The sequence below is a fragment of the Enterobacter cloacae complex sp. SHL022 genome (assembly GCF_049237785.1).
GTDB lineage: Bacteria > Pseudomonadota > Gammaproteobacteria > Enterobacterales > Enterobacteriaceae > Enterobacter > Enterobacter hormaechei_C.
The window spans coordinates 38,382-61,645 of record NZ_JBMKJH010000010.1; the positions used below are offsets into that span (position 1 = coordinate 38,382).

Annotated in this window: 26 protein-coding genes and 2 tRNA genes; 8 read left to right on the forward strand and 20 right to left on the reverse strand. The window is 53.9% G+C overall.

The window, feature by feature from the left end; translation table 11 throughout:
• Positions 1-11: 11 nt before the first annotated feature.
• Together rimP and ACOTZD_RS19065 are read right to left on the reverse strand one after the other, a co-directional pair.
• Positions 12-464 (reverse strand): ribosome maturation factor RimP, encoded by a 453-nt coding sequence (rimP, locus tag ACOTZD_RS19060; protein WP_014833432.1) that lies wholly within the window; start codon positions 462-464, stop codon positions 12-14.
• 207 nt (positions 465-671) lie between these two features.
• A tRNA-Met gene (locus ACOTZD_RS19065) sits at positions 672-748 on the reverse strand.
• Positions 749-1,034: 286 nt separating this feature from the next.
• Between ACOTZD_RS19065 and argG the strand changes: the two genes are divergently transcribed.
• Positions 1,035-2,381 (forward strand): argininosuccinate synthase, encoded by a 1,347-nt coding sequence (gene argG, locus ACOTZD_RS19070; RefSeq protein WP_022649518.1) that lies wholly within the window; start codon positions 1,035-1,037, stop codon positions 2,379-2,381.
• 186 nt (positions 2,382-2,567) lie between these two features.
• Here the strand turns inward: argG and ACOTZD_RS19075 are convergent.
• The 6 genes from ACOTZD_RS19075 to rlmE all read right to left on the reverse strand — a co-directional run bounded on the left by ACOTZD_RS19075 (position 2,568) and on the right by rlmE (position 8,159).
• Positions 2,568-2,654: transfer RNA gene (locus tag ACOTZD_RS19075), tRNA-Leu, on the reverse strand.
• 9 nt (positions 2,655-2,663) lie between these two features.
• Positions 2,664-2,996, reverse strand: a complete 333-nt coding sequence (secG, locus tag ACOTZD_RS19080; protein ID WP_003861803.1) for a preprotein translocase subunit SecG — start codon at positions 2,994-2,996, stop codon at positions 2,664-2,666.
• A gap of 222 nt (positions 2,997-3,218) precedes the next feature.
• Positions 3,219-4,556 carry a phosphoglucosamine mutase gene (gene glmM / locus ACOTZD_RS19085; RefSeq protein WP_003861804.1) on the reverse strand — a complete coding sequence of 446 codons (1,338 nt, stop codon included), beginning with the start codon at positions 4,554-4,556 and terminating at the stop codon, positions 3,219-3,221.
• Entirely contained in the window at positions 4,549-5,397 is an 849-nt protein-coding gene (folP, locus tag ACOTZD_RS19090) for a dihydropteroate synthase (protein ID WP_003861807.1), read from the reverse strand. Before folP ends, glmM begins: the two co-directional genes overlap by 8 nt.
• 98 nt (positions 5,398-5,495) lie before the next feature.
• On the reverse strand, positions 5,496-7,430 hold the full coding sequence (ftsH, locus tag ACOTZD_RS19095) for an ATP-dependent zinc metalloprotease FtsH (RefSeq protein WP_003861810.1): 1,935 nt from the start codon (positions 7,428-7,430) through the stop codon (positions 5,496-5,498).
• Positions 7,431-7,532: 102 nt separating this feature from the next.
• Positions 7,533-8,159, reverse strand: a complete 627-nt coding sequence (gene rlmE, locus ACOTZD_RS19100) for a 23S rRNA (uridine(2552)-2'-O)-methyltransferase RlmE (RefSeq protein ID WP_003861812.1) — start codon at positions 8,157-8,159, stop codon at positions 7,533-7,535.
• Between the two features lie 127 nt (positions 8,160-8,286).
• Here rlmE and yhbY point away from each other — a divergent pair, with 127 nt between their 5' ends.
• Complete coding sequence (gene yhbY, locus ACOTZD_RS19105; RefSeq protein WP_003861814.1) at positions 8,287-8,580, forward strand: ribosome assembly RNA-binding protein YhbY; 294 nt, start codon at positions 8,287-8,289, stop codon at positions 8,578-8,580.
• A 151-nt stretch (positions 8,581-8,731) separates the two neighbouring features.
• On the opposite strand, the gene greA is transcribed toward yhbY, so the two are convergent.
• Positions 8,732-9,208: a transcription elongation factor GreA gene (greA, locus tag ACOTZD_RS19110; protein WP_003861815.1), complete on the reverse strand. Its 477-nt coding sequence runs from the start codon at positions 9,206-9,208 to the stop codon at positions 8,732-8,734.
• A gap of 228 nt (positions 9,209-9,436) precedes the next feature.
• Between greA and dacB the strand changes: the two genes are divergently transcribed.
• The 3 genes from dacB to pmrB are packed head-to-tail and all read left to right on the forward strand — an operon-like array spanning position 9,437 to position 12,575.
• Complete coding sequence (gene dacB / locus ACOTZD_RS19115) at positions 9,437-10,870, forward strand: serine-type D-Ala-D-Ala carboxypeptidase (protein ID WP_003861817.1); 1,434 nt, start codon at positions 9,437-9,439, stop codon at positions 10,868-10,870.
• Positions 10,871-10,872: 2 nt separating this feature from the next.
• Positions 10,873-11,535 carry a two-component system response regulator PmrA gene (gene pmrA / locus ACOTZD_RS19120; RefSeq protein ID WP_003861819.1) on the forward strand — a complete coding sequence of 221 codons (663 nt, stop codon included), beginning with the start codon at positions 10,873-10,875 and terminating at the stop codon, positions 11,533-11,535.
• On the forward strand, positions 11,532-12,575 hold the full coding sequence (gene pmrB / locus ACOTZD_RS19125; RefSeq protein WP_150324831.1) for a two-component system sensor histidine kinase PmrB: 1,044 nt from the start codon (positions 11,532-11,534) through the stop codon (positions 12,573-12,575). Before pmrA ends, pmrB begins: the two co-directional genes overlap by 4 nt.
• Before the next feature lie 33 nt (positions 12,576-12,608).
• Here the strand turns inward: pmrB and cgtA are convergent, their stop codons facing one another.
• The 4 genes from cgtA to rplU form a co-directional block, all read right to left on the reverse strand.
• Positions 12,609-13,784, reverse strand: coding sequence for an Obg family GTPase CgtA (gene cgtA / locus ACOTZD_RS19130; protein ID WP_003861823.1), 1,176 nt, complete (start codon positions 13,782-13,784; stop codon positions 12,609-12,611).
• A 15-nt stretch (positions 13,785-13,799) separates the two neighbouring features.
• Positions 13,800-14,765, reverse strand: coding sequence for a DMT family transporter (locus ACOTZD_RS19135; protein ID WP_003861826.1), 966 nt, complete (start codon positions 14,763-14,765; stop codon positions 13,800-13,802).
• 95 nt (positions 14,766-14,860) lie between these two features.
• Positions 14,861-15,118: a 50S ribosomal protein L27 gene (gene rpmA, locus ACOTZD_RS19140; RefSeq protein WP_003861831.1), complete on the reverse strand. Its 258-nt coding sequence runs from the start codon at positions 15,116-15,118 to the stop codon at positions 14,861-14,863.
• 19 nt (positions 15,119-15,137) lie between these two features.
• Positions 15,138-15,449, reverse strand: coding sequence for a 50S ribosomal protein L21 (gene rplU / locus ACOTZD_RS19145; protein ID WP_003025032.1), 312 nt, complete (start codon positions 15,447-15,449; stop codon positions 15,138-15,140).
• A 257-nt stretch (positions 15,450-15,706) separates the two neighbouring features.
• Between rplU and ispB the strand changes: the two genes are divergently transcribed.
• Positions 15,707-16,678, forward strand: a complete 972-nt coding sequence (gene ispB, locus ACOTZD_RS19150) for an octaprenyl diphosphate synthase (RefSeq protein WP_003861833.1) — start codon at positions 15,707-15,709, stop codon at positions 16,676-16,678.
• 228 nt (positions 16,679-16,906) lie between these two features.
• Positions 16,907-17,194: a DNA-binding transcriptional regulator SfsB gene (gene sfsB, locus ACOTZD_RS19155; protein WP_017382732.1), complete on the forward strand. Its 288-nt coding sequence runs from the start codon at positions 16,907-16,909 to the stop codon at positions 17,192-17,194.
• A 62-nt stretch (positions 17,195-17,256) separates the two neighbouring features.
• Here sfsB and murA read toward each other — a convergent pair whose 3' ends face one another.
• From murA to mlaF, 7 genes are all read right to left on the reverse strand, one after another.
• Positions 17,257-18,516: a UDP-N-acetylglucosamine 1-carboxyvinyltransferase gene (murA, locus tag ACOTZD_RS19160; RefSeq protein WP_129258081.1), complete on the reverse strand. Its 1,260-nt coding sequence runs from the start codon at positions 18,514-18,516 to the stop codon at positions 17,257-17,259.
• A gap of 50 nt (positions 18,517-18,566) precedes the next feature.
• Positions 18,567-18,821, reverse strand: a complete 255-nt coding sequence (gene ibaG, locus ACOTZD_RS19165) for a BolA family iron metabolism protein IbaG (protein ID WP_003861840.1) — start codon at positions 18,819-18,821, stop codon at positions 18,567-18,569.
• A gap of 126 nt (positions 18,822-18,947) precedes the next feature.
• On the reverse strand, positions 18,948-19,241 hold the full coding sequence (gene mlaB, locus ACOTZD_RS19170) for a lipid asymmetry maintenance protein MlaB (protein WP_003861843.1): 294 nt from the start codon (positions 19,239-19,241) through the stop codon (positions 18,948-18,950).
• A complete protein-coding gene (gene mlaC / locus ACOTZD_RS19175) occupies positions 19,241-19,876 on the reverse strand; it encodes a phospholipid-binding protein MlaC (RefSeq protein WP_003861845.1) in 636 nt (211 codons plus the stop codon). The genes mlaB and mlaC overlap by 1 nt, the downstream gene beginning before the upstream one ends.
• Before the next feature lie 18 nt (positions 19,877-19,894).
• Positions 19,895-20,443, reverse strand: coding sequence for an outer membrane lipid asymmetry maintenance protein MlaD (gene mlaD, locus ACOTZD_RS19180; protein ID WP_003861847.1), 549 nt, complete (start codon positions 20,441-20,443; stop codon positions 19,895-19,897).
• 4 nt (positions 20,444-20,447) lie between these two features.
• Positions 20,448-21,230: a lipid asymmetry maintenance ABC transporter permease subunit MlaE gene (mlaE, locus tag ACOTZD_RS19185; protein WP_003861848.1), complete on the reverse strand. Its 783-nt coding sequence runs from the start codon at positions 21,228-21,230 to the stop codon at positions 20,448-20,450.
• Positions 21,231-21,237: 7 nt separating this feature from the next.
• Positions 21,238-22,050, reverse strand: a complete 813-nt coding sequence (mlaF, locus tag ACOTZD_RS19190) for a phospholipid ABC transporter ATP-binding protein MlaF (protein WP_174402138.1) — start codon at positions 22,048-22,050, stop codon at positions 21,238-21,240.
• A gap of 227 nt (positions 22,051-22,277) precedes the next feature.
• On the opposite strand from mlaF, the gene ACOTZD_RS19195 reads away from it, so the two are divergent.
• Entirely contained in the window at positions 22,278-23,255 is a 978-nt protein-coding gene (locus ACOTZD_RS19195) for a calcium/sodium antiporter (RefSeq protein WP_174402139.1), read from the forward strand.
• The last annotated feature ends 9 nt before the right edge of the window (positions 23,256-23,264 follow it).

Here is a 23,264-nt window from a genome sequence, read left to right on the forward strand (position 1 = left end):
AATCCAGACTGTTAAAAGTGGGGAACCAGGTTCGCCTTCTGGATATTACTCAGCGCGAACACTTCATCTTTGCCTTCGACTGTCACCGTGATCATTTCACCATCAACGGCTTTGATAATTCCCTGCCATTTACGGCGGTTCTGTACGGCCATACGCAGAACGAGAGCCACTTCTTCACCGGTAAAGCGCACATAGTGCTCGGCCGTGAACATCGGGCGATCGAGGCCAGGTGAGGAAACTTCCAGGTTGTACGCAACGGTAATTGGGTCTTCAACATCAAGAACCGCACTCACCTGGTGGCTGACATCAGCACAATCATCAACATTGATGCCATCTTCACTATCAATATAGATGCGCAGTGTGGATGTACGGCCGCGAACGAATTCGATGCCGACCAGTTCGTAGCCCAGTGCTTCGACCGGCGCAGTAATCATCTCTGTTAATTTTTGCTCTAATGTGGACAAGCCCACCCCCAAGACATAAAAAAAGGGCGTAAAGCCCAGTTATTCTGTAGTCAGATAACAAAAAACCCCGATAAATCGGGGCTTTAGATAACTGAACCCTATAGCCACAACTGTGGCCTGGAGCACTCTCCGAAAGCATTTTTTCAAATCCAGCTACGAAGGCTCTAAGTCTTCACAGTATATTTGAAAAAGAACTTTATGGGAAAGTGGTTGCGGGGGCCGGATTTGAACCGACGACCTTCGGGTTATGAGCCCGACGAGCTACCAGGCTGCTCCACCCCGCGCCTGAAACGTGGCAAATTCTACGCGTTTTGGACAGAATTTGCAAATAATGCTGGGATTTGGTACCGAAGACGGGACGTAAAATCGGCATTCAGTATATTGATAGTTGACCCCACCTGTCAACCCAACTTCGGCCAGGGCAATAAAAGGGAAATTTTTACAAAAAACGCACACGTCTCTTTCGGTCGTCGATAAAAGATGATTAAATGAATACTCACTTATTTTGCATAAACATGCATCGAGAGCGAAAGCGGTCTCTAATCAGTCAATCAAGCAGGGTTTTATTATATGACGACGATTCTCAAGCATCTCCCGGTAGGACAACGTATTGGCATCGCTTTTTCTGGCGGCCTGGATACCAGCGCTGCACTGCTGTGGATGCGCCAGAAGGGAGCGGTTCCTTATGCATATACTGCGAACCTGGGTCAGCCGGACGAGGAAGATTATGACGCGATCCCTCGTCGTGCCATGGAATATGGCGCAGAGAACGCACGTCTGATCGACTGCCGTAAGCAGCTGGTCGCCGAAGGGATTGCCGCGATCCAGTGCGGTGCTTTCCATAACACTACCGGCGGCCTGACCTATTTCAATACCACCCCGCTGGGTCGTGCCGTCACCGGCACTATGCTGGTCGCCGCCATGAAAGAAGATGGCGTGAACATCTGGGGGGACGGTAGCACCTATAAAGGCAACGATATTGAACGTTTCTATCGTTATGGCCTGCTGACCAACGCCGAGTTGCAGATCTACAAACCGTGGCTGGATACCGACTTCATCGACGAGCTGGGTGGCCGTCATGAAATGTCTGAGTTTATGATTGCCTGCGGCTTTGACTACAAGATGTCGGTTGAGAAAGCCTACTCAACCGACTCCAACATGCTGGGTGCGACGCATGAAGCGAAAGACCTGGAATTCCTGAATTCCAGCGTAAAAATTGTTAACCCGATCATGGGCGTGAAGTTCTGGGATGAGAACGTTAAGATCCCGGCGGAAGAAGTGACCGTGCGTTTCGAACGCGGTCATCCGGTTGCCCTGAACGGTAAAACCTTCTCCGACGATGTTGAACTGATGCTGGAAGCAAACCGCATCGGCGGTCGTCACGGGCTGGGTATGAGCGATCAGATCGAAAACCGTATCATCGAAGCAAAAAGCCGCGGCATTTACGAAGCTCCAGGGATGGCGCTGCTGCACATCGCTTATGAGCGTCTGCTGACCGGTATTCACAACGAAGACACCATTGAGCAGTATCACGCTCATGGCCGTCAGCTGGGCAAACTGCTGTATCAGGGTCGCTGGTTTGATCCACAGGCGCTGATGCTGCGTGACGCCCTGCAACGTTGGGTGGCAAGCGCCATCACCGGCGAAGTGACCCTGGAACTGCGTCGCGGTAACGACTACTCCATCCTGAACACCGTGTCTGACAACCTGACCTATAAAGCAGAGCGTCTGACCATGGAGAAAGGTGAGTCAGTATTCTCTCCGGACGATCGTATTGGCCAGCTGACCATGCGTAACCTGGACATCACCGATACCCGTGAGAAGCTGTTCAACTATGTTGAGAATGGCCTGCTCTCCGCGAATTCCGGTAATGGTCTGCCGCAGGTTGAGAACCTGGAACACAGCGATAAGAAGTAATCGACAGCAAGACATGCAAAAGGCGCCCAATGGGCGCCTTTTTTGTGGTCTTCGTAGACCCGGTAAGCGCAGCGCCACCGGGCAAAACGGCGGGTGGCGCTGCGCTTACCCGCCCTACAATAGATCGGAAACACAGAATATAGAGACGAAAAAAAGACGTCTTGCGACGTCTTTCTTCTGGAATATTGGTACCGAGGATGGGACTCGAACCCACAAGCCCGTTAGGGCACTACCACCTCAAGGTAGCGTGTCTACCAATTCCACCACCTCGGTACGGAATACTTACTGCGGGATATCGCTGGTTGGCTTAGCCGGTGCAGCTGGCTGAGTTTGCTCAGTTTTTGCTGGCGCGCTCAGATTTTCCCACTCGCTTCCTTTACTGGTCTTGTTGCTGTTGATATTGCCCAGCACCAGACTGATAATGAAGAACAGCGTAGCCAGAATCGCCGTCGTGCGGGTCATGAAGTTCGCAGAACCACTTGAACCGAACAGCGTACCAGAAGCGCCTGCTCCGAAGGAGGCTCCCATATCAGCGCCTTTACCTTGCTGTAGCATAATCAGCGCTACGAGAGCGATGGCTACAATAAGGAAAATAACTAAAAGAGCTTCGTACATAATCAACCTGTTCCTTGCGGATTTGCCGCATACCAATGCTTCGACCAATTAGCAGGATTTTGTTTCCCACTGAAGCGGGTGTGAATACTAACCAAAGCGAATCACCTTCGCAAGGGCATTTTCGAGGCATTGTATCAACTGCGGAAAAAAACAGCAAAAAGCCATTAATTGTTTAAAACAAAGGCGGCAAACGCCGCCTTTTTAAACACTTATTCTGAAAGATTATGCAGCTTTGACTGCATCCGCAATGCGGTGCGCAAATTCAGTCACCTGCGCTTCGTCTTCGCCTTCCACCATCACGCGGATCAGCGGCTCGGTACCCGACTTACGCAGCAGGACGCGCCCACGGCTGCCAAGCGTCGCTTCCACCTCTGCCATCACCGCTTTCACGTTATCATTTTCCAGCGGGTCACCTTTACCCGCGGTGAAACGCACGTTGACCAGGATCTGCGGGAACATTTTCATGCCGCTGCACAGATCGTGCAGGCTCATATGGTTACGCGCCATCGCGGCAACAACCTGAAGCGCCGCCACAATGCCGTCACCGGTGGTGGTTTTATCGAGCAGGATCACGTGGCCGGAGTTTTCCGCGCCAATACGCCAGCCTTTCTCCTGGAGTTTTTCCAGCACGTAGCGGTCACCCACCTTCGCACGAACAAACGGGATGCCCAGCTGTTTCAGCGCCAGTTCCAGACCCATATTGCTCATCAAAGTGCCCACCGCGCCACCGCGCAGTTGCCCCTGACGCAGGCCTTCACGCGCAATGATGTAGAGGATCTGATCGCCATCGACCTTGTTACCTTCGTGATCAACCATGATCACACGGTCACCATCGCCATCCAGGGCAATACCCAGATCGGCCTTTTCAGCCAGGACACGCGCCTGCAAGGCACGCACGTCTGTCGCGCCAACTTCTTCGTTGATGTTCAGACCGTCCGGCTCGCAGCCGATAGTGATCACTTTCGCACCCAGCTCGCGGAACACATTCGGCGCAATGTGGTAAGTCGCACCGTTGGCACAGTCCACCACAATTTTGAGGTGTGCCAGGCTCAGCTCATTCGGGAAAGTGCCTTTGCAGAATTCAATGTAGCGGCCTGCGGCATCGACAATACGGTTTGCTTTACCCAGCTCAGCGGAGTCAACACAGGTGATCTCTTTTTCCATTTCCGCTTCAATCGCCTCTTCCACGTCATCCGGCAGTTTAGTGCCGTCGATGGAGAAGAATTTGATACCGTTGTCATAGAACGGGTTATGGGAAGCGGAAATGACGATGCCCGCTTCCGCACGGAAGGTGCGGGTCAGATAGGCAACAGCAGGAGTCGGCATTGGCCCCGTAAAGGAAGCTGAAAGCCCCGCCGCCGCCAGCCCGGCTTCCAGCGCGGACTCCAGCATATAACCCGAAATACGGGTATCTTTCCCAATAATGATCTTACGGGAGCCATGACGCGCCAGCACTTTCCCCGCTGCCCAGCCCAGCTTCAGGACAAAGTCAGGGGTAATTGGCGCATCGCCTACGCGCCCACGGATGCCATCGGTACCAAAATATTTACGATTACTCATAGCGTTTGTTTTCCTTCGCTGCCAGTGTGGCTTCCACCACACGCATGGCTTCTACTGTTTCTTTTACGTCATGTACGCGAATGATGTGTGCACCTTGCATCGCGGCAATCACCGCGCAGGCCAGACTGCCGCTCAGACGTTCGCTCGGCCCGACATTCAACAACTGACCAATCATCGATTTTCTCGACATTCCCACCAGCAGTGGCAGGCCGAACTGATGAAACTCTGATAAGCGCGCAAGCAACGCGTAATTGTGTGAGAGATTTTTACCGAAACCGAAGCCCGGGTCGAGCAGCAATTTCTCTTTTGCGATACCCGCACGTTCACAGCGTTCGATATGCTCAATAAAGAAGCGGGTGACGTCGGCAAACACGTCTTCATATTTTGGCGCCTCCTGCATTGTCTTAGGCTGGCCCTGCATATGCATCAGACACACCGGTAGCCCGGTTTCTGCGGCGGCTTCAATCGCGCCCGGCTCGGTCAACGAGCGGATATCATTGATAATGTGAGCGCCCACTCTCGCCACTTCACGGATCACTTCGGGTTTGGAGGTATCAACAGAGATCCACACTTCAAAGCGCCGGGCGATAGCCTCCACCACCGGCACCACGCGCGCCAGCTCTTCTTCCACCGAAACCTCCGCCGCGCCAGGTCGCGTTGACTCCCCTCCAACGTCAATGATGGTGGCACCCGCGTTAATCATTAAATTCGCGTGTTTAACCGCGTCGATAAGCGAATTATGCGTGCCGCCGTCAGAGAAGGAATCAGGCGTGACATTCAGGATCCCCATCACATGGGGATGTGAAAGGTCGAGATGCGAGTCCTGGGCGAATAGTTTCATGGTGAAGTCCCTGGGATTAATGTGGTTAAACAGATAAGAAAAACCCCGGAGCAAGCTCCAGGGTTTGAGATACAGACAAACGCTTCAACAGCAGTGACTTACTTGTCGCCTAACTGCTCTGACATGGTGTTGCCCGGGTTTGGCGTACGCGGTTCATCGACCGGACGCGGCGCACGCGGGGTGCCATTGTTGTCAGAATTGTTAGACGCGCCTGGGTCTTCCCAGCCTGCCGGCGGACGCACTTCGCGGCGCGCCATCAGGTCGTCAATCTGTGGTGCATCGATGGTCTCATATTTCATGAGCGCATCTTTCATCGAATGCAGGATGTCCATATTGTCGTTCAGGATCTGACGGGCGCGAGCGTAGTTACGTTCAATCAGCGCTTTCACTTCCTGGTCGATGATACGTGCCGTTTCATCGGACATATGTTTCGCTTTTGCCACGGAACGGCCCAGGAACACCTCGCCCTCTTCCTCTGCATACAGCAGCGGACCGAGTTTGTCGGAGAAGCCCCACTGGGTCACCATGTTACGCGCCAGGTTTGTCGCCACTTTAATATCGTTCGACGCACCGGTGGAAACATGTTCCGCACCGTAGATGATTTCTTCTGCCAGACGACCGCCGTACAGGGTTGAGATCTGGCTTTCCAGCTTCTGACGGCTGGCGCTGATCGCGTCGCCTTCAGGCAGGAAGAAGGTCACACCCAACGCACGACCGCGTGGAATGATCGTCACCTTGTGTACCGGATCGTGTTCCGGCACCAGACGACCGATAATCGCGTGGCCCGCTTCGTGATATGCCGTGGACTCTTTCTGCGCTTCCGTCATCACCATGGAGCGACGTTCCGCACCCATCATGATTTTGTCTTTCGCTTTCTCAAATTCCACCATGGACACTACACGCTTGTTACCGCGAGCGGCAAACAGGGCTGCCTCGTTGACCAGGTTAGCCAGATCCGCACCGGAGAAGCCTGGAGTACCACGCGCGATGATTGCCGCGTCGATATCTGGCGCCAGCGGTACGCGACGCATATGCACTTTCAGAATCTGTTCACGACCGCGAACATCCGGCAGACCGACCACAACCTGGCGGTCGAAACGGCCTGGACGCAGCAGCGCAGGGTCAAGTACGTCCGGACGGTTAGTTGCCGCGATAACGATGATACCTTCGTTACCTTCGAAGCCGTCCATCTCAACCAGCATCTGGTTCAGCGTCTGCTCACGTTCATCGTGACCACCACCCAGGCCTGCGCCACGCTGGCGGCCTACGGCATCGATTTCATCGATGAAGATGATGCACGGTGCTGCCTTCTTAGCCTGCTCGAACATGTCACGCACACGAGATGCACCGACACCCACGAACATTTCAACGAAGTCAGAACCTGAAATAGTAAAGAACGGCACCTTCGCTTCACCCGCGATGGCTTTTGCCAGCAGGGTTTTACCCGTACCCGGAGGGCCGACCATCAGGACGCCTTTCGGGATCTTACCGCCCAGTTTCTGGAAACGGCTCGGCTCGCGTAGGTATTCAACCAGTTCACCCACCTCTTCTTTTGCTTCGTCACAACCTGCTACGTCAGCAAACGTGGTCTTGATCTGGTCTTCCGTCAGCATACGCGCCTTGCTCTTACCGAACGACATGGCACCTTTGCCACCACCGCCCTGCATCTGGCGCATAAAGAAGATCCAGACGCCGATAAGAAGCAGCATCGGGAACCAGGAAATGAAGATAGAAGCCAGCAGGCTTGGTTCTTCCGGCGGCTCGCCTACCACTTTGACGTTTTTGGTCAGAAGGTTATCAAGCAGCTTAGGATCGTTCACCGGGATGTAAGTCGTGTAACGGTTACTATCTTTCTTGGTAACGTTGATCTCACGTCCGTTGATACGCGCTTCGCGAACCTGGTCCTGATTGACCTCTTGCAGGAAGGTAGAATAATCCACCTTGCGGCCATTCGACTCGCTGGGCCCAAAGCTCTGGAATACTGACATCAGCACAACGGCAATGACCAGCCAGAGTATTAGGTTTTTCGCCATGTCACTCAAGGGATTAACCTCATATTACAACTGTGTTAAAAACAGCGTCAGGATACTCTATATCCAGTTTCATTCAAACTTTCGCCTGAAATCTACCGGTTATCATTTTCGCCCGGTCGCTACAATATACACTTCACGGGAACGGGCCCGGGAAGAGTCCGGCTTACGAACTTTGACCTTCGCAAACAGGGAGCGAATTTCCTTAAGATACTCCTCGAAACCTTCGCCCTGAAACACCTTCACAACAAAACTACCACCAGGCGCTAGTACATCACGACACATTTCTAACGCTAGTTCCACCAGATACATGGCGCGGGGGATATCCACCGCCGGTGTTCCACACATATTTGGCGCCATATCCGACATGACAACCTGGACCTTACTGTCACCTACACGATCAAGTAATGCTTTCAGCACTAATTCATCACGAAAGTCGCCCTGAAGGAAGTCGACACCGACGATGGGATCCATTGGTAAAAGATCGCATGCGATGATTCGGCCCGTTCCGCCGATCTGCGTAACCGCATACTGGGACCATCCGCCAGGTGCCGCACCGAGGTCGACCACCGTCATTCCCGGTTTAAAAAGTTTGTCACTTTGCTGTATTTCATCAAGTTTAAACCAGGCGCGGGAACGCAACCCCTTTTTCTGCGCCTGTTGAACATATTTATCGCTAAAGTGTTCCTGAAGCCAGCGGCTGGAGCTGGCAGAACGCTTTTTACCTGTCATTTAACATTTCCGTCCTGGTTCATCGTTGCTTGCCTGTGACGTAAATTTCTACGCAGCTATTTGGCGATATTAGGGAGATGGCGGTAGAATGAACCGTTTTCAATCCCAACGTAAGCAAAAATATACGATGAATCTGAGTACTAAACAAAAACAGCACCTTAAAGGTCTGGCACATCCGCTCAAGCCTGTAGTGATGCTTGGCAACAATGGTTTGACCGAAGGGGTGCTTGCCGAGATTGAACAAGCGCTGGAACACCACGAGCTGATCAAGGTGAAAATCGCCTCTGAAGACAGAGACACTAAAAACCTGATCGTGGAAGCCATCGTGCGCGAAACCGGCGCCTGTAATGTACAGGTCATCGGTAAAACGCTGGTGCTCTATCGCCCATCTAAAGAGCGCAAAATCTCGCTGCCACGTTAAGGATATCCTGAATCGAACACATTTTCTGTGTGAAACGAGGGATTTCTTTCAGCAGGCGAGCAAAATGCCATGCTCCGTGAGTTGATAAAAGGCCGCTATGCGGCCTTTTTCTTTTCTTTACAATGTATCAACATCTTAGTAGAGAAGCGAATTACAGATATTCAACCTTAATAATTTCGTATTCCACTTCACCACCAGGGGTGCGGATGGTGACCACATCGTCCTGCTCTTTGCCAATCAGGCCACGAGCAATTGGCGAGTTCACCGAAATCAGGTTCTGTTTGAAGTCAGCTTCATCATCACCCACGATGCGATAGGTCTGCTCTTCGTCGTTGTCCAGGTTCAGCACGGTAACGGTTGAACCAAAAATCACACGGCCATTATTCGGCATTTTGGTGATATCGATAACCTGTGCATTGGACAATTTTGCTTCGATATCTTTAATACGCCCTTCACAGAAACCCTGCTGCTCACGCGCCGCGTGGTATTCAGCATTCTCTTTCAGGTCGCCATGCTCACGCGCTTCCGCGATAGCGGCGATGATTTCAGGGCGACGCACGGATTTCAGAAAATCCAGCTCTTCGCGCAGTTTTTCGGCACCACGTAAGGTCATCGGAATAGCTTGCATTTGTTATACCTCTTAAACATTCCTGTTGGGAGCAGTGTTCCCTGCTCCAGCCCACCTGAACAGGCCAGAAGCAAAAAGAAAACCGACCCGGGAGCAACGCCCCAGGTCAGCAGCAATTTTTCAATTTGATACGCATTTTACCGCGAAGTTCACTATGGGTCATCGTTTACTTTACAGTGCCATGCACCGTAGTATGACGGTTTGTTTTCGGGTTGTTAGCGCGAGATTATGCGATTTTCCAGTTTTATCATCGGATTGACTACCAGTATAACGTTCACCGTTCAGGCCGCGAATGTTGATGAGTACATTAATCAACTGCCCGCCGGCGCGAACCTTGCCCTGATGGTGCAGAAGGTTGGCGCGCAGGCTCCCGAGATTGACTATCACAGTCAACAGATGGCGCTGCCTGCCAGTACCCAGAAGGTGATCACCGCCCTCGCCGCTCTGCTCCAGCTCGGGCCTGACTTCCGTTTTACTACCACCCTTGAAACCAGAGGTAACGTTGAGGGTGGCGAACTGAAAGGCGATCTTATCGCCCGTTTTGGTGGCGATCCCACCTTTAAGCGCCAGGATGTCCGCAACATGGTGGCGGTACTGAAAAAATCCGGCGTAACAAAAATTGATGGCAACGTGCTGATCGACACCTCCATTTTCGCCAGCCACGATAAAGCGCCTGGCTGGCCATGGAACGACATGACGCAGTGTTTTAGCGCCCCGCCAGCCGCCGCCATCGTTGACCGTAACTGCTTCTCCGTATCGCTTTACAGCGCGCCAAAACCAAATGACTTAGCGTTTATCCGCGTGGCGTCTTACTACCCGGTCACGATGTTCAGCCAGGTGCGGACGCTGGCGAAAGGCTCCCCGGAGGCACAGTATTGCGAGCTGGACGTGGTACCGGGCGATCTCAACCGCTATACGCTCACCGGCTGCCTGACCCAGCGGGCCGATCCACTCCCGCTGGCCTTTGCCATTCAGGATGGCGCAGGTTATGCCGGTGCCATTTTTAAAGATGAACTGAAGCAGGCGGGCATAACCTACACCGGAACGCTGCTGCGCCAGACGCAGGTGAATGAGCCAGGCACGGTGATTGCCAGCAAACAGTCCGCGCCACTGCATGATTTGCTTAAGATTATGCTGAAAAAGTCGGATAACATGATTGCCGACACGGTATTCCGCATGATCGGGCACGCGCGCTTTGGTGTGCCGGGCACCTGGCGGGCCGGTTCTGATGCCGTACGTCAGATCCTGCGCCAGCAGGCGGGTATCGATCTGGGCAATACGATCGCCGTTGATGGTTCCGGTTTATCGCGTCATAACCTGATCTCGCCGGCCACCATGATGCAGGTGTTGCAGTACATTGCTCAGCATGACGCTGAGCTAAACTTTATTACGATGCTGCCGCTTGCCGGACACGACGGCTCTCTTCAGTACCGCGCGGGCCTTCACGCTGCGGGCGTGGATGGCAAAGTTTCAGCCAAAACGGGTTCCCTGCAAGGCGTTTACAACCTTGCCGGTTTCATCACGACCGCCAGCGGACAACGCATGGCATTTGTGCAGTATCTTTCCGGCTATGCCGTCGAACCGGCTGACCAGCGCAATCGCCGTATTCCACTGGTACGTTTCGAAAGCAGGCTCTATAAGGACATCTACCAGAATAACTAGCGATGAAACTACTGATAGTTGAAGACGATCTGTTATTGCAGGAAGGGTTAGCGCTGGCGCTGGGCAATGAGGGCTACGCCCTGGATTGTGCCGCCACGGCCGCTGAAGCAGATGCCTTGATCCAGAGCGGTGAATACAGCCTGGTGATCCTGGATTTGGGACTGCCGGATAAAGACGGCGCGACGCTGCTCTGCCAGTGGCGTCGTCGCGGAGTGGAGAATCCCGTATTGATTCTCACCGCCCGCGATGCCATTGAAGACAGAATTAACGGGCTTGATTCTGGCGCTGACGATTATCTGGTAAAACCCTTCGCCCTTGCCGAGCTACAGGCTCGCGTACGGGCGTTGATCCGCCGCTATCAGGGCCACAGCGACAACCTGCTGACGGACGGGGATATTACCCTCAATCTGCAAACTCAGCAGGTGCTGCGCCAGTCTCAGCCTGTGGAAGTGACCCCAAAAGAGTTCGCTCTGCTGACGCGCCTGATCATGCGCAGCGGGCAGACCGTGCACCGTGAAACGCTGCAACAGGACATCTACTCCTGGCAGGACGATCCAGGATCAAACACGCTTGAAGTTCATATTCATAATCTGCGCCGCAAGCTCGGTAAAGATCGCATCAAAACCGTACGCGGCGTGGGTTACCGTCTGGAGAGCCAGAAATGAACAGTATGCGCCGGCGATTAATGGTGTTGCTGGCGGTTATTCTGCTATTTTTTCAACTCATTAGCGTAGTCTGGCTGTGGCATGAGAGCCGCGAGCAGATCGGTTTTCTGGTGAATGAAACGTTGTCCGCTAAAACACGCAACAACCATGTCGAAAAAGAGATCCGCGAAGCCATTGCCTCCCTGCTGGTCCCTTCACTGGTGATGGTCGGTTTTACCCTGCTCTTCTCATTCTGGGCAGTCACATGGATCACCCGACCACTCAACAAACTTCGCGCCAGCCTTGCGAACCGTTCGGCGGATAATCTGACTCCCCTGCCGATGTATTCTGATATGGAAGAGATAGGCGCAGTAACCACGTCCCTCAACCAACTCCTCGCCCGGCTGGACCACACTATTCAACAGGAACGCCTGTTTACCGCCGATGCGGCACACGAGTTACGTACGCCGCTGGCGGGGATTAGGCTCCATCTGGAACTGATGGCTCAGTCCGGTTCCCCGCAGGCCACGCCACTGATAAACCGGATCGATCAGCTGATGCACACGGTGGAACAGCTGCTGATGCTGGCGCGTGCCGGACAGGCGATGGCCAGCGGCCATTACGATACCGTGAACTGGACTGAGTCGATCATTGCTCCGCTTAGCCTGGAGCATGAAGCCAAAGAGCATACGGTAATATGGCCGGCCCACAGCACGCTGACGGTACAGGGGGACGCCGTCCTGTTACGTCTGATGCTAAGGAACCTTCTGGAGAATGCCGCCCGTTACAGCCCGGCAGGCACAATCATTGAAGTGGCATTAACAGCGACGGAGGGGGGTACCCGGGTGAGCGTTACCGATCAGGGGCCGGGTATTGATGAGGCGCACCGCCAGTCGATCACCGAACCTTTCCGACGTCTCGACCAGCGCTACGGCGGCAGCGGCCTTGGGCTGAGCATCGTACAGCGTATCGTACAGCTCCATCATGGTCATTTAACGCTGGAGAACGGCGCTGAGGGCGGCCTCATCGCCAGCTGTTGGTTACCGACGAAAATAGGATAAAAAAAAGCCCCGTTAAGGGGCTTTATACAGGGGTTAGTGCTTGTAGATGAACTCGACGCCTTCTTCGTCGTCTTCATCCCAGTCATCGTCCCAGTCTTCATCATCTTCTTCCGCTTCCAGCTCTTCGAGCTGCTGGCGGTGGTAGTCATCCCACATGAATTCGACTTTTTCAGGCTGTTTCGCCTCTTCTGCCTGAACAACCGGATTCTCGATGATAAAGGTCATCACATCCCAGCAGAGATCTTTCACGCCAACCTGGCTGGCGGCAGAGATCAGATAGTACTTATCTTCCCACCCCATCGCTTCGGCAATCGCTTTAGCTTTCGCTTCAGCTTCCGCTTTGTCCATCAGGTCGATCTTGTTGAATACCAGCCAGCGCGGTTTTTGCGCCAGTTTTTCACTGTATTTCTCCAGCTCGCCGATAATGATACGAGCGTTTTCAACCGGATCGGAACCGTCGATTGGATCGATGTCGATGAGGTGCAACAGTACGCGGCAACGCTCAAGGTGCTTCAGGAAGCGAATACCCAGACCGGCGCCTTCTGCAGCCCCTTCAATCAGACCCGGGATGTCAGCGACCACGAAGCTCTTCTCGTTATCCATACGGACAACGCCCAGGCTCGGTACCAGCGTCGTAAACGGATAATCTGCCACTTTTGGTTTCGCCGCAGAGACCGCACGGATAAACGTCGATTTACCGGCGTTTGGCATTCCCAGCATCCCCACATCCGCCAGCAGCATCAGTTCCAGTTGCAGGTCGCGCTTATCACCTGGGGTACCCATGGTTTTCTGACGCGGGGTACGGTTAACGGACGATTTGAAACGGCTGTTACCCAGACCGTGCCAGCCGCCTTTCGCCACCATCAGGCGCTGACCGTGTTTGGTCATATCACCCATGGTTTCGCCCGTACCCTGATCGATGACACGCGTACCCACCGGCACTTTGATCGTCACGTCTTTACCGCGTTTACCGGTACAGTCGCGGCTCTGGCCGTTCTGGCCACGCTCGGCGCGGAAAGATTTTTCGAAACGGTAGTCGATCAGCGTGTTGAGGTTTTCATCCGCCTCCAGCCACACGTCGCCACCGTCCCCACCGTCACCGCCATCAGGACCGCCACGAGGAATATATTTTTCACGGCGGAAGCTTACACAACCGTTACCGCCATCACCTGCCACGACCAGAATCGTCGCTTCATCAACAAACTTCATTTTACTCTCCGTAACTCATTCGCCTGAGCGGGGGACTATTACAACCGCTTCATTTTTGCGCCAACGCCCCCAGAGACGATGACCAATGGCGGAATACATCGCGCCCGCAACCACGACAAACGCACCGAGATAACCCAACAGGTTGAGCATCGGCTTGACGAAGACATCGGGCCAGGCCATTGATAATAAATCTGAAAATAACAGCGTAAACAGCGGGGTAAGCGTGATTAAGGCGCTCACCTGTGCTGCCTGCCAGCGCGCCATGGCTTCAGCCAGCGCGCCATAACCGACCAGCGTATTCAGCCCACAAAAAATGAGGCACGCCAGTTGCCAGTCGCTGAGCTGGGTAATTACACCCGGCTTCGCTAAAGGCAATAATGCCAGTGTACACAAAGTGTACAGCAAAAAGAGGATCTGCTGTGAGGCAAGACGGCGCAATAACACCTTTTGCGCGACGCCATAACTCACCCAGACCGTTGCTGCGCCCACCCCAAAAATGACACCCCAGGTGTAATCCGTCAGGCGGGTAAAAATCTCAATCAGGCTGGTGTTAAAGAACATCACCAGCCCGCAAAGCAGCATACTTGCCCCGATGATCTGCGTGCCGCGCATCTTCTCCTTGAGGATGAATACGCTGGCGACCATCATGCCGACCGGTGAAAGCTGACCAATCACCTGCGACGCTGTAGGGCTAAGATATTGCAGGGAAGAGCTGAACAGAATGAAGTTACCGAACAGACCGCCCGTCGCGATAGCCAGTAACACCAGCCAACGCGGTTTTCGAAAGATGCGCAGCGGTGGCAGCTTACCTTTGACGGCCAGAATGGCGCCCAGGCCTATGCTTGCCATCAGGAAGCGATAAAACACCACCGTCGGTGGCTCCATGACTTCCAGTACCTGCTTCATTGCAATTGGCAGCGCACCCCAGCACATTGCGGTAGTGAGCGCCAAAAGAATACCAATGCCGGCCTGCTGCTTCATGCCCGTTTTCCCTACAGAAAATTTTCCGGGTTTCCAATGTAAAAAGCCCCGCAACACGTTGCGGGGCTTTAATCCGTTACCGGACCGAGAAAACCTTACTCAGCAACGATGCTGATGTATTTACGGTTGTTCGGGCCTTTAACTTCAAATTTCACTTTACCGTCTGCTTTAGCAAACAGAGTGTGGTCACGACCGCAACCTACGTTGGTACCCGCGTGGAACTTGGTGCCACGCTGACGAACGATGATGCTACCCGCCAGAACGGATTCGCCACCGAAACGCTTAACGCCCAAGCGTTTAGCTTCTGAATCGCGACCGTTACGTGTGGAGCCGCCAGCCTTTTTATGTGCCATTTAAATCTCTCCTCAGGTCTTAGGCGCTGATGCCAGTAATTTTCACATCAGTGAACCACTGACGGTGGCCCTGCTGCTTACGATAGTGTTTACGACGACGAAACTTAACGATTTTAACTTTCTCGCCACGACCGTGAGCAACAACTTCAGCTTTGATAACGCCGCCATCAACGAAAGGAACGCCGATTTTGACTTCTTCACCGTTTGCGATCATCAGAACTTCAGCGAACTCAACAGATTCGCCAGTTGCGATGTCCAGCTTTTCCAAGCGAACGGTCTGACCTTCGCTTACTCGGTGTTGTTTACCACCACTTTGGAAAACCGCGTACATATAAACTCCGCTTCCGCGCACATCCTCGTATGATTCAGAGTGCGCTATAAATATTCACAATAGGGCGCGAATATTACGCAAAACGCGAGCCTTTGACAAGTGCTACCATCAATACATGAAGAAAAAAAACACAACACGTACGGTAACGTTTATCTGAGCCGTTTTTTCAGTACAATCAGCAATACTATTTATAAACCGAAACCCTTTGTGTACCCATCTCGTGTGGGATAAACAGGATAAAAAGCCCGGCTTTTGCGATGAATTTAGAAAAAATCAATGAGTTAACCGCGCAAGATATGGCGGGTGTGAATGCAGCAATCCTGGAGCAACTCAACTCTGACGTTCAGCTGATCAATCAGTTGGGCTATTACATCGTCAGCGGCGGCGGTAAACGTATTCGTCCGATGATTGCCATTCTGGCCGCACGCGCGGTTGGCTATCAGGGAAATGCCCATGTCACGATCGCGGCGCTGATCGAATTTATCCACACCGCCACCCTTCTTCACGACGATGTTGTGGATGAATCAGACATGCGTCGTGGCAAAGCCACCGCCAACGCCGCGTTTGGTAATGCGGCAAGCGTTCTGGTAGGCGATTTTATCTATACCCGAGCCTTCCAGATGATGACAAGCCTTGGCTCGCTGAAGGTGCTGGAAGTGATGTCAGAAGCCGTGAACGTTATCGCTGAAGGTGAAGTCCTACAGCTGATGAACGTCAACGACCCGGACATCACCGAAGAAAACTATATGCGGGTGATTTACAGCAAGACCGCACGTCTGTTCGAAGCCGCCGCGCAGTGCTCTGGCATTCTGGCTGGCTGTAGCGAAGCGGAGGAAAAAGGCCTTCAGGACTATGGCCGTTACCTCGGTACCGCGTTCCAGTTGATTGATGATTTGCTGGACTACAGCGCGGATGGCGAAACGCTCGGTAAAAACGTCGGCGATGACCTGAACGAAGGCAAGCCAACGCTGCCGCTGCTCCACGCGATGCGCAATGGCACACCAGAGCAGGCGAAAATGATCCGGGAGGCTATCGAGCAGGGAAATGGACGCCATCTTCTGGAACCGGTACTGGAAACAATGGCAATCTGCGGCTCCCTGGAATGGACGCGTCAGCGCGCTGAAGAAGAAGCGGACAAAGCCATCGCCGCTATTCAGGTCATTCCCGACAGCCCATGGCGTGATGCGCTAATCGGCCTCGCGCACATCGCCGTCCAGCGCGACCGTTAATCCCTCATCATCTCCCTGCCCCTACGCAGGGAGACTCCAGTACGCTCCAGTAAATTACATTTACGCGTAAGCCCATCGGGTTACAGGCCGTATGTATAAAGCCGTGCCTTATTCTGAATATTGCTTCTCGTAACATGAACTTTTTAGAACAGATGTTCGAAGTGAGTATAGTAATGCTGTCTTTTCACACGAAACGACGTGGACGATAACGAACACAAGGACAGCATTATGGATACAAAATTCATCGACTGGCATTCTGCTGACATTATTGCGGCACTGCGTAAAAAAGGAACTTCGCTGGCTGCCGAATCACGTCGTCATGGGCTGAGCTCGTCGACGCTGGCAAACGCCCTGACCCGCCCATGGCCGAAGGGGGAACTGATTATCGCGACGGCGCTGGATACGCATCCGTGGGTGATATGGCCGTCACGCTACCACGATCCCATCACCCATGAATTTATCGACAGAACGCGCATGATGCGCCAGAGCAAAACGAAGAAAGCGCATCAGGACTGATGCACCAGAATTGAAAGAACAGCAATCCCCCGGCCTGTTCTGGCAGGGGGGTGCCGGAATGATTACTCGCCCTTCACACGCTCGATATTTGCACCCAGCGCGCGCAGTTTATCCTCAATACGCTCGTAACCACGATCGATGTGGTAGATACGATCGACAACGGTAGTCCCTTCCGCAATACAACCTGCCAGTACGAGGCTCGCAGATGCGCGCAGATCGGTCGCCATCACCTGCGCACCGGACAGTTTTTCAACGCCGTGGCAAATTACCGTGTTGCTTTCAATCTCAGCATGCGCACCCATACGGATCAGTTCTGGTACGTGCATGAAACGGTTTTCGAAGATGGTTTCCGTGATGAAGCCCGTGCCTTCGGCCACCAGGTTCAACAGCGTGAACTGTGCCTGCATATCCGTCGGGAATGCCGGATGTGGCGCAGTACGCACGTTAACGGCTTTAGGACGCTGCCCGTGCATATCCAGGCTGATCCAGTCTTCACCGATTTCAATGTCCGCACCCGCATCGCGCAGCTTCGCCAGCACCGCATCCAGGGTATCCGGCTGGGCGTTACGGCAGACAATCTTACCGCCAGAAATGGCCGCGGCCACCAGGAAAGTGCCGGTTTCGATACGGTCTGGCAGTACGCGATACACACCGCCACCCAGACGTTCAACGCCTTCGATGGTGATACGGTCTGTGCCCTGCCCGCTGATCTTCGCTCCCAGCGCGACCAGGAAGTTTGCAGTATCCACAATCTCCGGTTCACGCGCGGCGTTTTCGATGATCGTGGTCCCTTCTGCCAGCGTAGCAGCCGACATGATGGTGACCGTTGCGCCCACGCTCACTTTGTCCATGACAATGTGCGCGCCTTTCAGACGACCATTGACGGATGCTTTAACGTAACCCTCTTCCAGCTTGATCTCCGCGCCGAGTTTTTCCAGGCCGAAGATATGCAGGTCAACGGGACGCGCGCCGATAGCGCATCCGCCCGGCAGTGAAACCTGTCCCTGACCGAAACGCGCAACCAGCGGGCCAAGCGCCCAGATGGACGCACGCATGGTTTTCACCAGCTCATACGGCGCTGAGAAGTTGTTCACGTTGCTGGCATCGATCCAGACGGAACCGTTACGCTCCACTTTGGTGCCCAACTGGCCGAGCAACTTCATGGTCGTGTCGATATCTTTTAGCTTCGGTACGTTCTGGATCTCTACCGGCTCATCTGCGAGCAGCGCAGCGAAAAGAATGGGCAGCGCGGCGTTTTTAGCGCCAGAAATTGTGACTTCGCCCTGGAGACGCGTAGGTCCCTGTACACGAAATTTATCCATCGTTTGCTCTCTTATAAATTCAACCGTGCTGCGGGCGTTTCGCCCTCAGCTCAAAAACCGTTTAGTTTGCGATCGCGTGCCCACTCCTGTGGGGTGAACGCTTTAATCGACAGGGCGTGGATGCGGTTATCCGCAATGTATTCCATCAGCGGCGCGTACACAGCCTGCTGTTTCTTCACGCGACTCATTCCGTCGAACATCTCACCCACAGCAATAACCTGGAAGTGACTGCCATCGCCAGAGACGTGGGCTTCCTGAAGGGAGAGTGCATTCATCAGCACAGTCTGGATTTCATTATTTTCCATGGGGTCTACATCATCTGATAGTGAAAACAAGCTCAACATCTTAGAGCAAAGTGGCGCGGTCTTAAACAAGCAAAAAGCCCCGACGCGTAAACTGTCGGGGCTTTCAGAAGTAACGTACTGAAAAAATTAGCGAGGTAATACGTCTTCGGGCAAATTGTAAAGCTGTGCAAGGGTAATCACGTTATCGCTTACCCCCGTCAGGGTGACGCTACTCCCCTGCTTTTTGCCCGTGGCCACCAGGTGCGCCAGCAGGGCGATACCGGCGGTATCTACCCGCGTGACGCCATGGAGATCAATCAGCGTCACGCCCTGCATCGCGTTATGGCGAGCGTCCCACAGCGGGTTAAGCAGATCCTGATCCAGCTCTCCCGTCAGCGTCAACGTCTCGCCGTCACGCGCCCAGCTAAGCTGCTGTGACATTACTTCTTCTCGTCCAGGGTAATTTTCTGACGAGAGATGGACTGAAGCTGAGCCGTCAGGCCATCAATGCCTTTAGTGCGCAGCAGATCGCTCCACTCGTTCTGTTTAGTGGTGATCATGCTGACGCCTTCAGCGATCATGTCGTACGCCTGCCAGTTTCCGGTCTGACTGTTTTTACGCCACTGGAAGTCCAGACGAACCGGTGGACGACCGTTTGGATCGATAATCGTCACGCGAATAGGAATGATAGTGGCATCGCCCAGCGGTTGTTCAGGGGCAATCTGATAGGTCTGCCCGTGATACATCGCCAGCGCCTGGCCGTAAGCCTGTTTCAGGTATTCACGGAACGCCGCAAAGTAAGCCTCGCGCTGCGCCGGGGTCGCGTCTTTGTAGTAACGGCCCAGCACCAGTGCGCCCGCGTACTTGATCTGCACATACGGCAGCAGCTCCTGATCCACCACATCACGTAGATAATCAGGGTTAGAACGGATTTTTGGCTGTTCGTTTTTAAGACGGTCGAAGGTTTTCTTCGCGGCCTCATTCATCAGTTTGTACGGGTTACTCTGATCCGCAGCGTGCGCCGCGGTAAGAGGGGCAATGACCAGCATGGCAACCATTAACAGTCGTTTAAACATGAATAACTTCTCCTGAAATTAATTCGTCGCGCCTGGCGTCGGTTCGACGTTGGTGTGGTCTTCACTCTGCGCAGGGGCATCGTCAGACTTTTTATCATCCCCTTTACTGTTGTAAAGGAACTGACCAATCATATCTTCCAGCACCATCGCTGACTTGGTATCCTGGATTACGCTACCGTCTTTAAGGATAGTCGTTCCCAGCTCAGGATCTTCAAAACCAACGTTAAGGGCCAGATATTGCTCCCCCAGCAGGCCAGAGGTGCGGATAGAAAGCGAGCTGGTGTCCGGAATGTGGTTATAGCGCTCTTCGATATCCATCGCGACGCGCGGCAGATAGGTTTTCTCATCAAGCGTAATGTCGGCGACACGTCCGATAACGACGCCACCAATACGCACCGGTGAGCGCGCTTTCAGGCCGCCGATGTTATCGAAAGTCGCGTAGATACGGTACGTCGGCTCGGCGCGAACAGAGGTGATGTCCGCCGCTCGCAGGCAGATGAACAGCGCGGCCAGCAGCGCCAGAAGCAGAAACACGCCAACCCAAATTTCATTTTTTCTCGTTTGCATGAACTCAATTCCCAAACATCAGTGCGGTGAGCACAAAATCCAGACCTAAAACGGCCAGCGACGAATGTACGACAGTACGCGTCGTTGCACGGCTAATGCCCGCCGACGTCGGAATGGCATCGTAACCATTAAACAACGCAATCCAGGTAACCGTCACAGCGAAAACCACGCTCTTGATCAGACAGTTCACCAGATCCATCCGCAGATCGATGGCGTCCTGCATGGCAGACCAGAAGAATCCGGCATCAATGCCTTTCCAGTTAACGCCAACCAGCGCGCCTCCCCAGATACCTACCGCCACAAAGAGGATAGTCAGTAACGGCAAGGAGATAACCCCGGCCCAGAAGCGCGGCGAGATCACCCGGCGCAGCGGATCGACTGCCATCATCTCCATACTGGAGAGCTGCTCGGTGGCGCGCATCAGGCCAATTTCCGCCGTCAACGCTGACCCGGCACGCCCGGCGAACAGCAGCGCGGCAACCACCGGCCCGAGTTCACGCAGCAGCGAGAGCGCCACCAGCATGCCAAGGCTGGTTTCCGCGCTGTAGGTTGTCAGTACCAGATACCCCTGCAACCCCAGCACCATGCCAATAAACAAACCCGACACGATGATGATAAGCATCGACAGCACGCCGACGTTATAAAGCTGCCGCACCAGTAACGGCGCATGCTTGCGGAACTCCGGTTTGCCGACCAGCGCGTTGAACAACATTAATCCGGCACGCCCGAACGTACTGATGGTTTTTAGGCCACGGTGTCCAAGACCCGCCAACGCATTTAACAGCATGAGTGGCTTAACTCCCTATTCCCAGTAAATCGTCATGATAGTCGCCCGCCGGATAGCGGAAAGGCACCGGCCCATCTGCGATACCGTCCAGGAACTGCCGCACGCGCGGATCGCCATTCTCCTGCAACGCCTGCGCGCTGCCGTGGGCGACGATCTTTTTGTCAGCCACAATATAGGCGTAATCAGCGATACTCAGCACTTCCGGCACGTCGTGGGAAACCACCACGCAGGTGACGCCAAGGGCGCTGTTCAGCTCCGAAATTAACTTCACCAGCACGCCCATGGTGATGGGGTCCTGCCCGACGAACGGTTCATCGAACATGATTAAATCGGGTTCCAGGGCAATAGCACGCGCCAGCGCGGCGCGGCGCGCCATCCCACCCGAGAGTTCGGACGGCATGAGTTTCGCAGCCCCCCGCAGCCCCACGGCTTCAAGCTTCATCATCACCGTGCTGTGCAACAGCGCAGGAGGAAGATGGGTGTGCTCACGCAGCGGATAGGCCACGTTGTCAAAAACGTTCATATCGGTGAACAGCGCACCCGACTGAAAGAGCATGCTCATCCGTTTGCGAACCGTGTAGAGGCGCGAGCGAGACATCGCCGGGACGTTTTCGCCGTCGAAGAGAATTTCGCCGCTGTCAGGGGGGATTTGCCCGCCGATAAGACGCAGCAACGTGGTTTTACCGATCCCTGACGGCCCCATGATGGCGGTGATTTTACCGCGCGGCACGGTCAGCGAAATATCATCAAATATTAACCGCTTGCCGCGAGAAAAACTGACGCCCCGGACATCGACTATATTCGCCATCGTTTGGCTCATTTATGGTTCCTTACTTACCTTGCTTCACGGCTGGCATGAAGCGTAAATCAGCCCTAAACCCCGCATTTTTACAGAATATTCACTATTGGGGTTAGCGAAAGCTGGCATTTGTTTTACTTTTCCGGCGCATAAAGTCAAAATTAGGAATTCGTCACGTCTCAGACTTCATCTGGCGCTAAAATTCGTGCGCAGTGGACCAGCGAGTATACCTGAAGAAAGGACTTTTGATGCTTTTAGCAACAGCACTGTTAATAATTGGTTTACTGTTGGTGGTCTACAGTGCTGACCGTTTGGTCTTTGCCGCATCCATTCTCTGTCGACTCATTGGCATGCCGCCCATCATTATCGGCATGACGGTGGTCAGTGTAGGCACATCGCTTCCTGAAATCATCGTTTCTGTTTCAGCCTCGTTGCATGGCCAGGTTGACCTCGCTATCGGCACCGCGATTGGCTCTAACATCGTCAATATCTTGCTGATTTTAGGCTTAGCCGCATTACTGCATCCATTTCGCGTACATTCCGATGTTTTGCGTCGTGAATTGCCGCTAATGTTAGTCGTCAGTCTGCTGGCGGGCTATGTGCTTTATGACGGGGTGCTGAGCGTCGGTGACGGTATATTCCTGCTCGCCCTGGCCGTGATCTGGTTGCTTTACAGCGTGAAGATCGCACGTCTGGCGGAAAAACAGGGTAACGATAGCCTCACGCGTGAGCACCTCGCCGAGCTGCCCCGGGAAGGGACCTTACCCGTCGCCCTGCTGTGGCTGGGCGTCGCGCTGATTATCATGCCAATGGCCACGCGGATGGTGGTCGATAACGCGACGGTGCTGGCGAACGCGTTTGCGATGAGCGAACTGACAATCGGTCTGACGGTCATCGCTATCGGCACCAGCCTGCCAGAGCTGGCTACCGCCATCGCCGGGGCGCGTAAAGGGGAAGATGATATCGCCATCGGCAATATCATTGGCTCGAATATTTTCAATATCGCGATCGTGACGGGGGTGCCGGCATTAATCTCACCGGGGCCGTTTAACCCTATGGTCTTCACGCGCGATTACGGTGTAATGCTGCTGGTCAGCGTAATTTTCGCCCTGCTCTGCTGGCGGCGAAAAGAGCAGATCGGCAAAGGCGCAGGCGCGCTGCTGACGGGTGGATTTATCGTATGGCTGGCGATGCTGTACTGGCTTTCGCCACTTCTCTCTGGGTAAACGGAAACG

What these genes read in the sequence shown, in the direction of transcription:
- argG (WP_022649518.1), top strand. Translation starts at nt 1,035, where the DNA reads ATGACGACGATTCTCAAGCATCTCCCGGTAGGACAACGTATTGGCATC.
- secG (WP_003861803.1), bottom strand. Translation starts at nt 2,996, where the DNA reads ATGTACGAAGCTCTTTTAGTTATTTTCCTTATTGTAGCCATCGCTCTC.
- glmM (WP_003861804.1), bottom strand. Translation starts at nt 4,556, where the DNA reads ATGAGTAATCGTAAATATTTTGGTACCGATGGCATCCGTGGGCGCGTA.
- folP (WP_003861807.1), bottom strand. Translation starts at nt 5,397, where the DNA reads ATGAAACTATTCGCCCAGGACTCGCATCTCGACCTTTCACATCCCCAT.
- ftsH (WP_003861810.1), bottom strand. Translation starts at nt 7,430, where the DNA reads ATGGCGAAAAACCTAATACTCTGGCTGGTCATTGCCGTTGTGCTGATG.
- rlmE (WP_003861812.1), bottom strand. Translation starts at nt 8,159, where the DNA reads ATGACAGGTAAAAAGCGTTCTGCCAGCTCCAGCCGCTGGCTTCAGGAA.
- yhbY (WP_003861814.1), top strand. Translation starts at nt 8,287, where the DNA reads ATGAATCTGAGTACTAAACAAAAACAGCACCTTAAAGGTCTGGCACAT.
- greA (WP_003861815.1), bottom strand. Translation starts at nt 9,208, where the DNA reads ATGCAAGCTATTCCGATGACCTTACGTGGTGCCGAAAAACTGCGCGAA.
- dacB (WP_003861817.1), top strand. Translation starts at nt 9,437, where the DNA reads ATGCGATTTTCCAGTTTTATCATCGGATTGACTACCAGTATAACGTTC.
- pmrA (WP_003861819.1), top strand. Translation starts at nt 10,873, where the DNA reads ATGAAACTACTGATAGTTGAAGACGATCTGTTATTGCAGGAAGGGTTA.
- pmrB (WP_150324831.1), top strand. Translation starts at nt 11,532, where the DNA reads ATGAACAGTATGCGCCGGCGATTAATGGTGTTGCTGGCGGTTATTCTG.
- cgtA (WP_003861823.1), bottom strand. Translation starts at nt 13,784, where the DNA reads ATGAAGTTTGTTGATGAAGCGACGATTCTGGTCGTGGCAGGTGATGGC.
- ACOTZD_RS19135 (WP_003861826.1), bottom strand. Translation starts at nt 14,765, where the DNA reads ATGAAGCAGCAGGCCGGCATTGGTATTCTTTTGGCGCTCACTACCGCA.
- rpmA (WP_003861831.1), bottom strand. Translation starts at nt 15,118, where the DNA reads ATGGCACATAAAAAGGCTGGCGGCTCCACACGTAACGGTCGCGATTCA.
- rplU (WP_003025032.1), bottom strand. Translation starts at nt 15,449, where the DNA reads ATGTACGCGGTTTTCCAAAGTGGTGGTAAACAACACCGAGTAAGCGAA.
- ispB (WP_003861833.1), top strand. Translation starts at nt 15,707, where the DNA reads ATGAATTTAGAAAAAATCAATGAGTTAACCGCGCAAGATATGGCGGGT.
- sfsB (WP_017382732.1), top strand. Translation starts at nt 16,907, where the DNA reads ATGGATACAAAATTCATCGACTGGCATTCTGCTGACATTATTGCGGCA.
- murA (WP_129258081.1), bottom strand. Translation starts at nt 18,516, where the DNA reads ATGGATAAATTTCGTGTACAGGGACCTACGCGTCTCCAGGGCGAAGTC.
- ibaG (WP_003861840.1), bottom strand. Translation starts at nt 18,821, where the DNA reads ATGGAAAATAATGAAATCCAGACTGTGCTGATGAATGCACTCTCCCTT.
- mlaB (WP_003861843.1), bottom strand. Translation starts at nt 19,241, where the DNA reads ATGTCACAGCAGCTTAGCTGGGCGCGTGACGGCGAGACGTTGACGCTG.
- mlaC (WP_003861845.1), bottom strand. Translation starts at nt 19,876, where the DNA reads ATGTTTAAACGACTGTTAATGGTTGCCATGCTGGTCATTGCCCCTCTT.
- mlaD (WP_003861847.1), bottom strand. Translation starts at nt 20,443, where the DNA reads ATGCAAACGAGAAAAAATGAAATTTGGGTTGGCGTGTTTCTGCTTCTG.
- mlaE (WP_003861848.1), bottom strand. Translation starts at nt 21,230, where the DNA reads ATGCTGTTAAATGCGTTGGCGGGTCTTGGACACCGTGGCCTAAAAACC.
- mlaF (WP_174402138.1), bottom strand. Translation starts at nt 22,050, where the DNA reads ATGAGCCAAACGATGGCGAATATAGTCGATGTCCGGGGCGTCAGTTTT.
- ACOTZD_RS19195 (WP_174402139.1), top strand. Translation starts at nt 22,278, where the DNA reads ATGCTTTTAGCAACAGCACTGTTAATAATTGGTTTACTGTTGGTGGTC.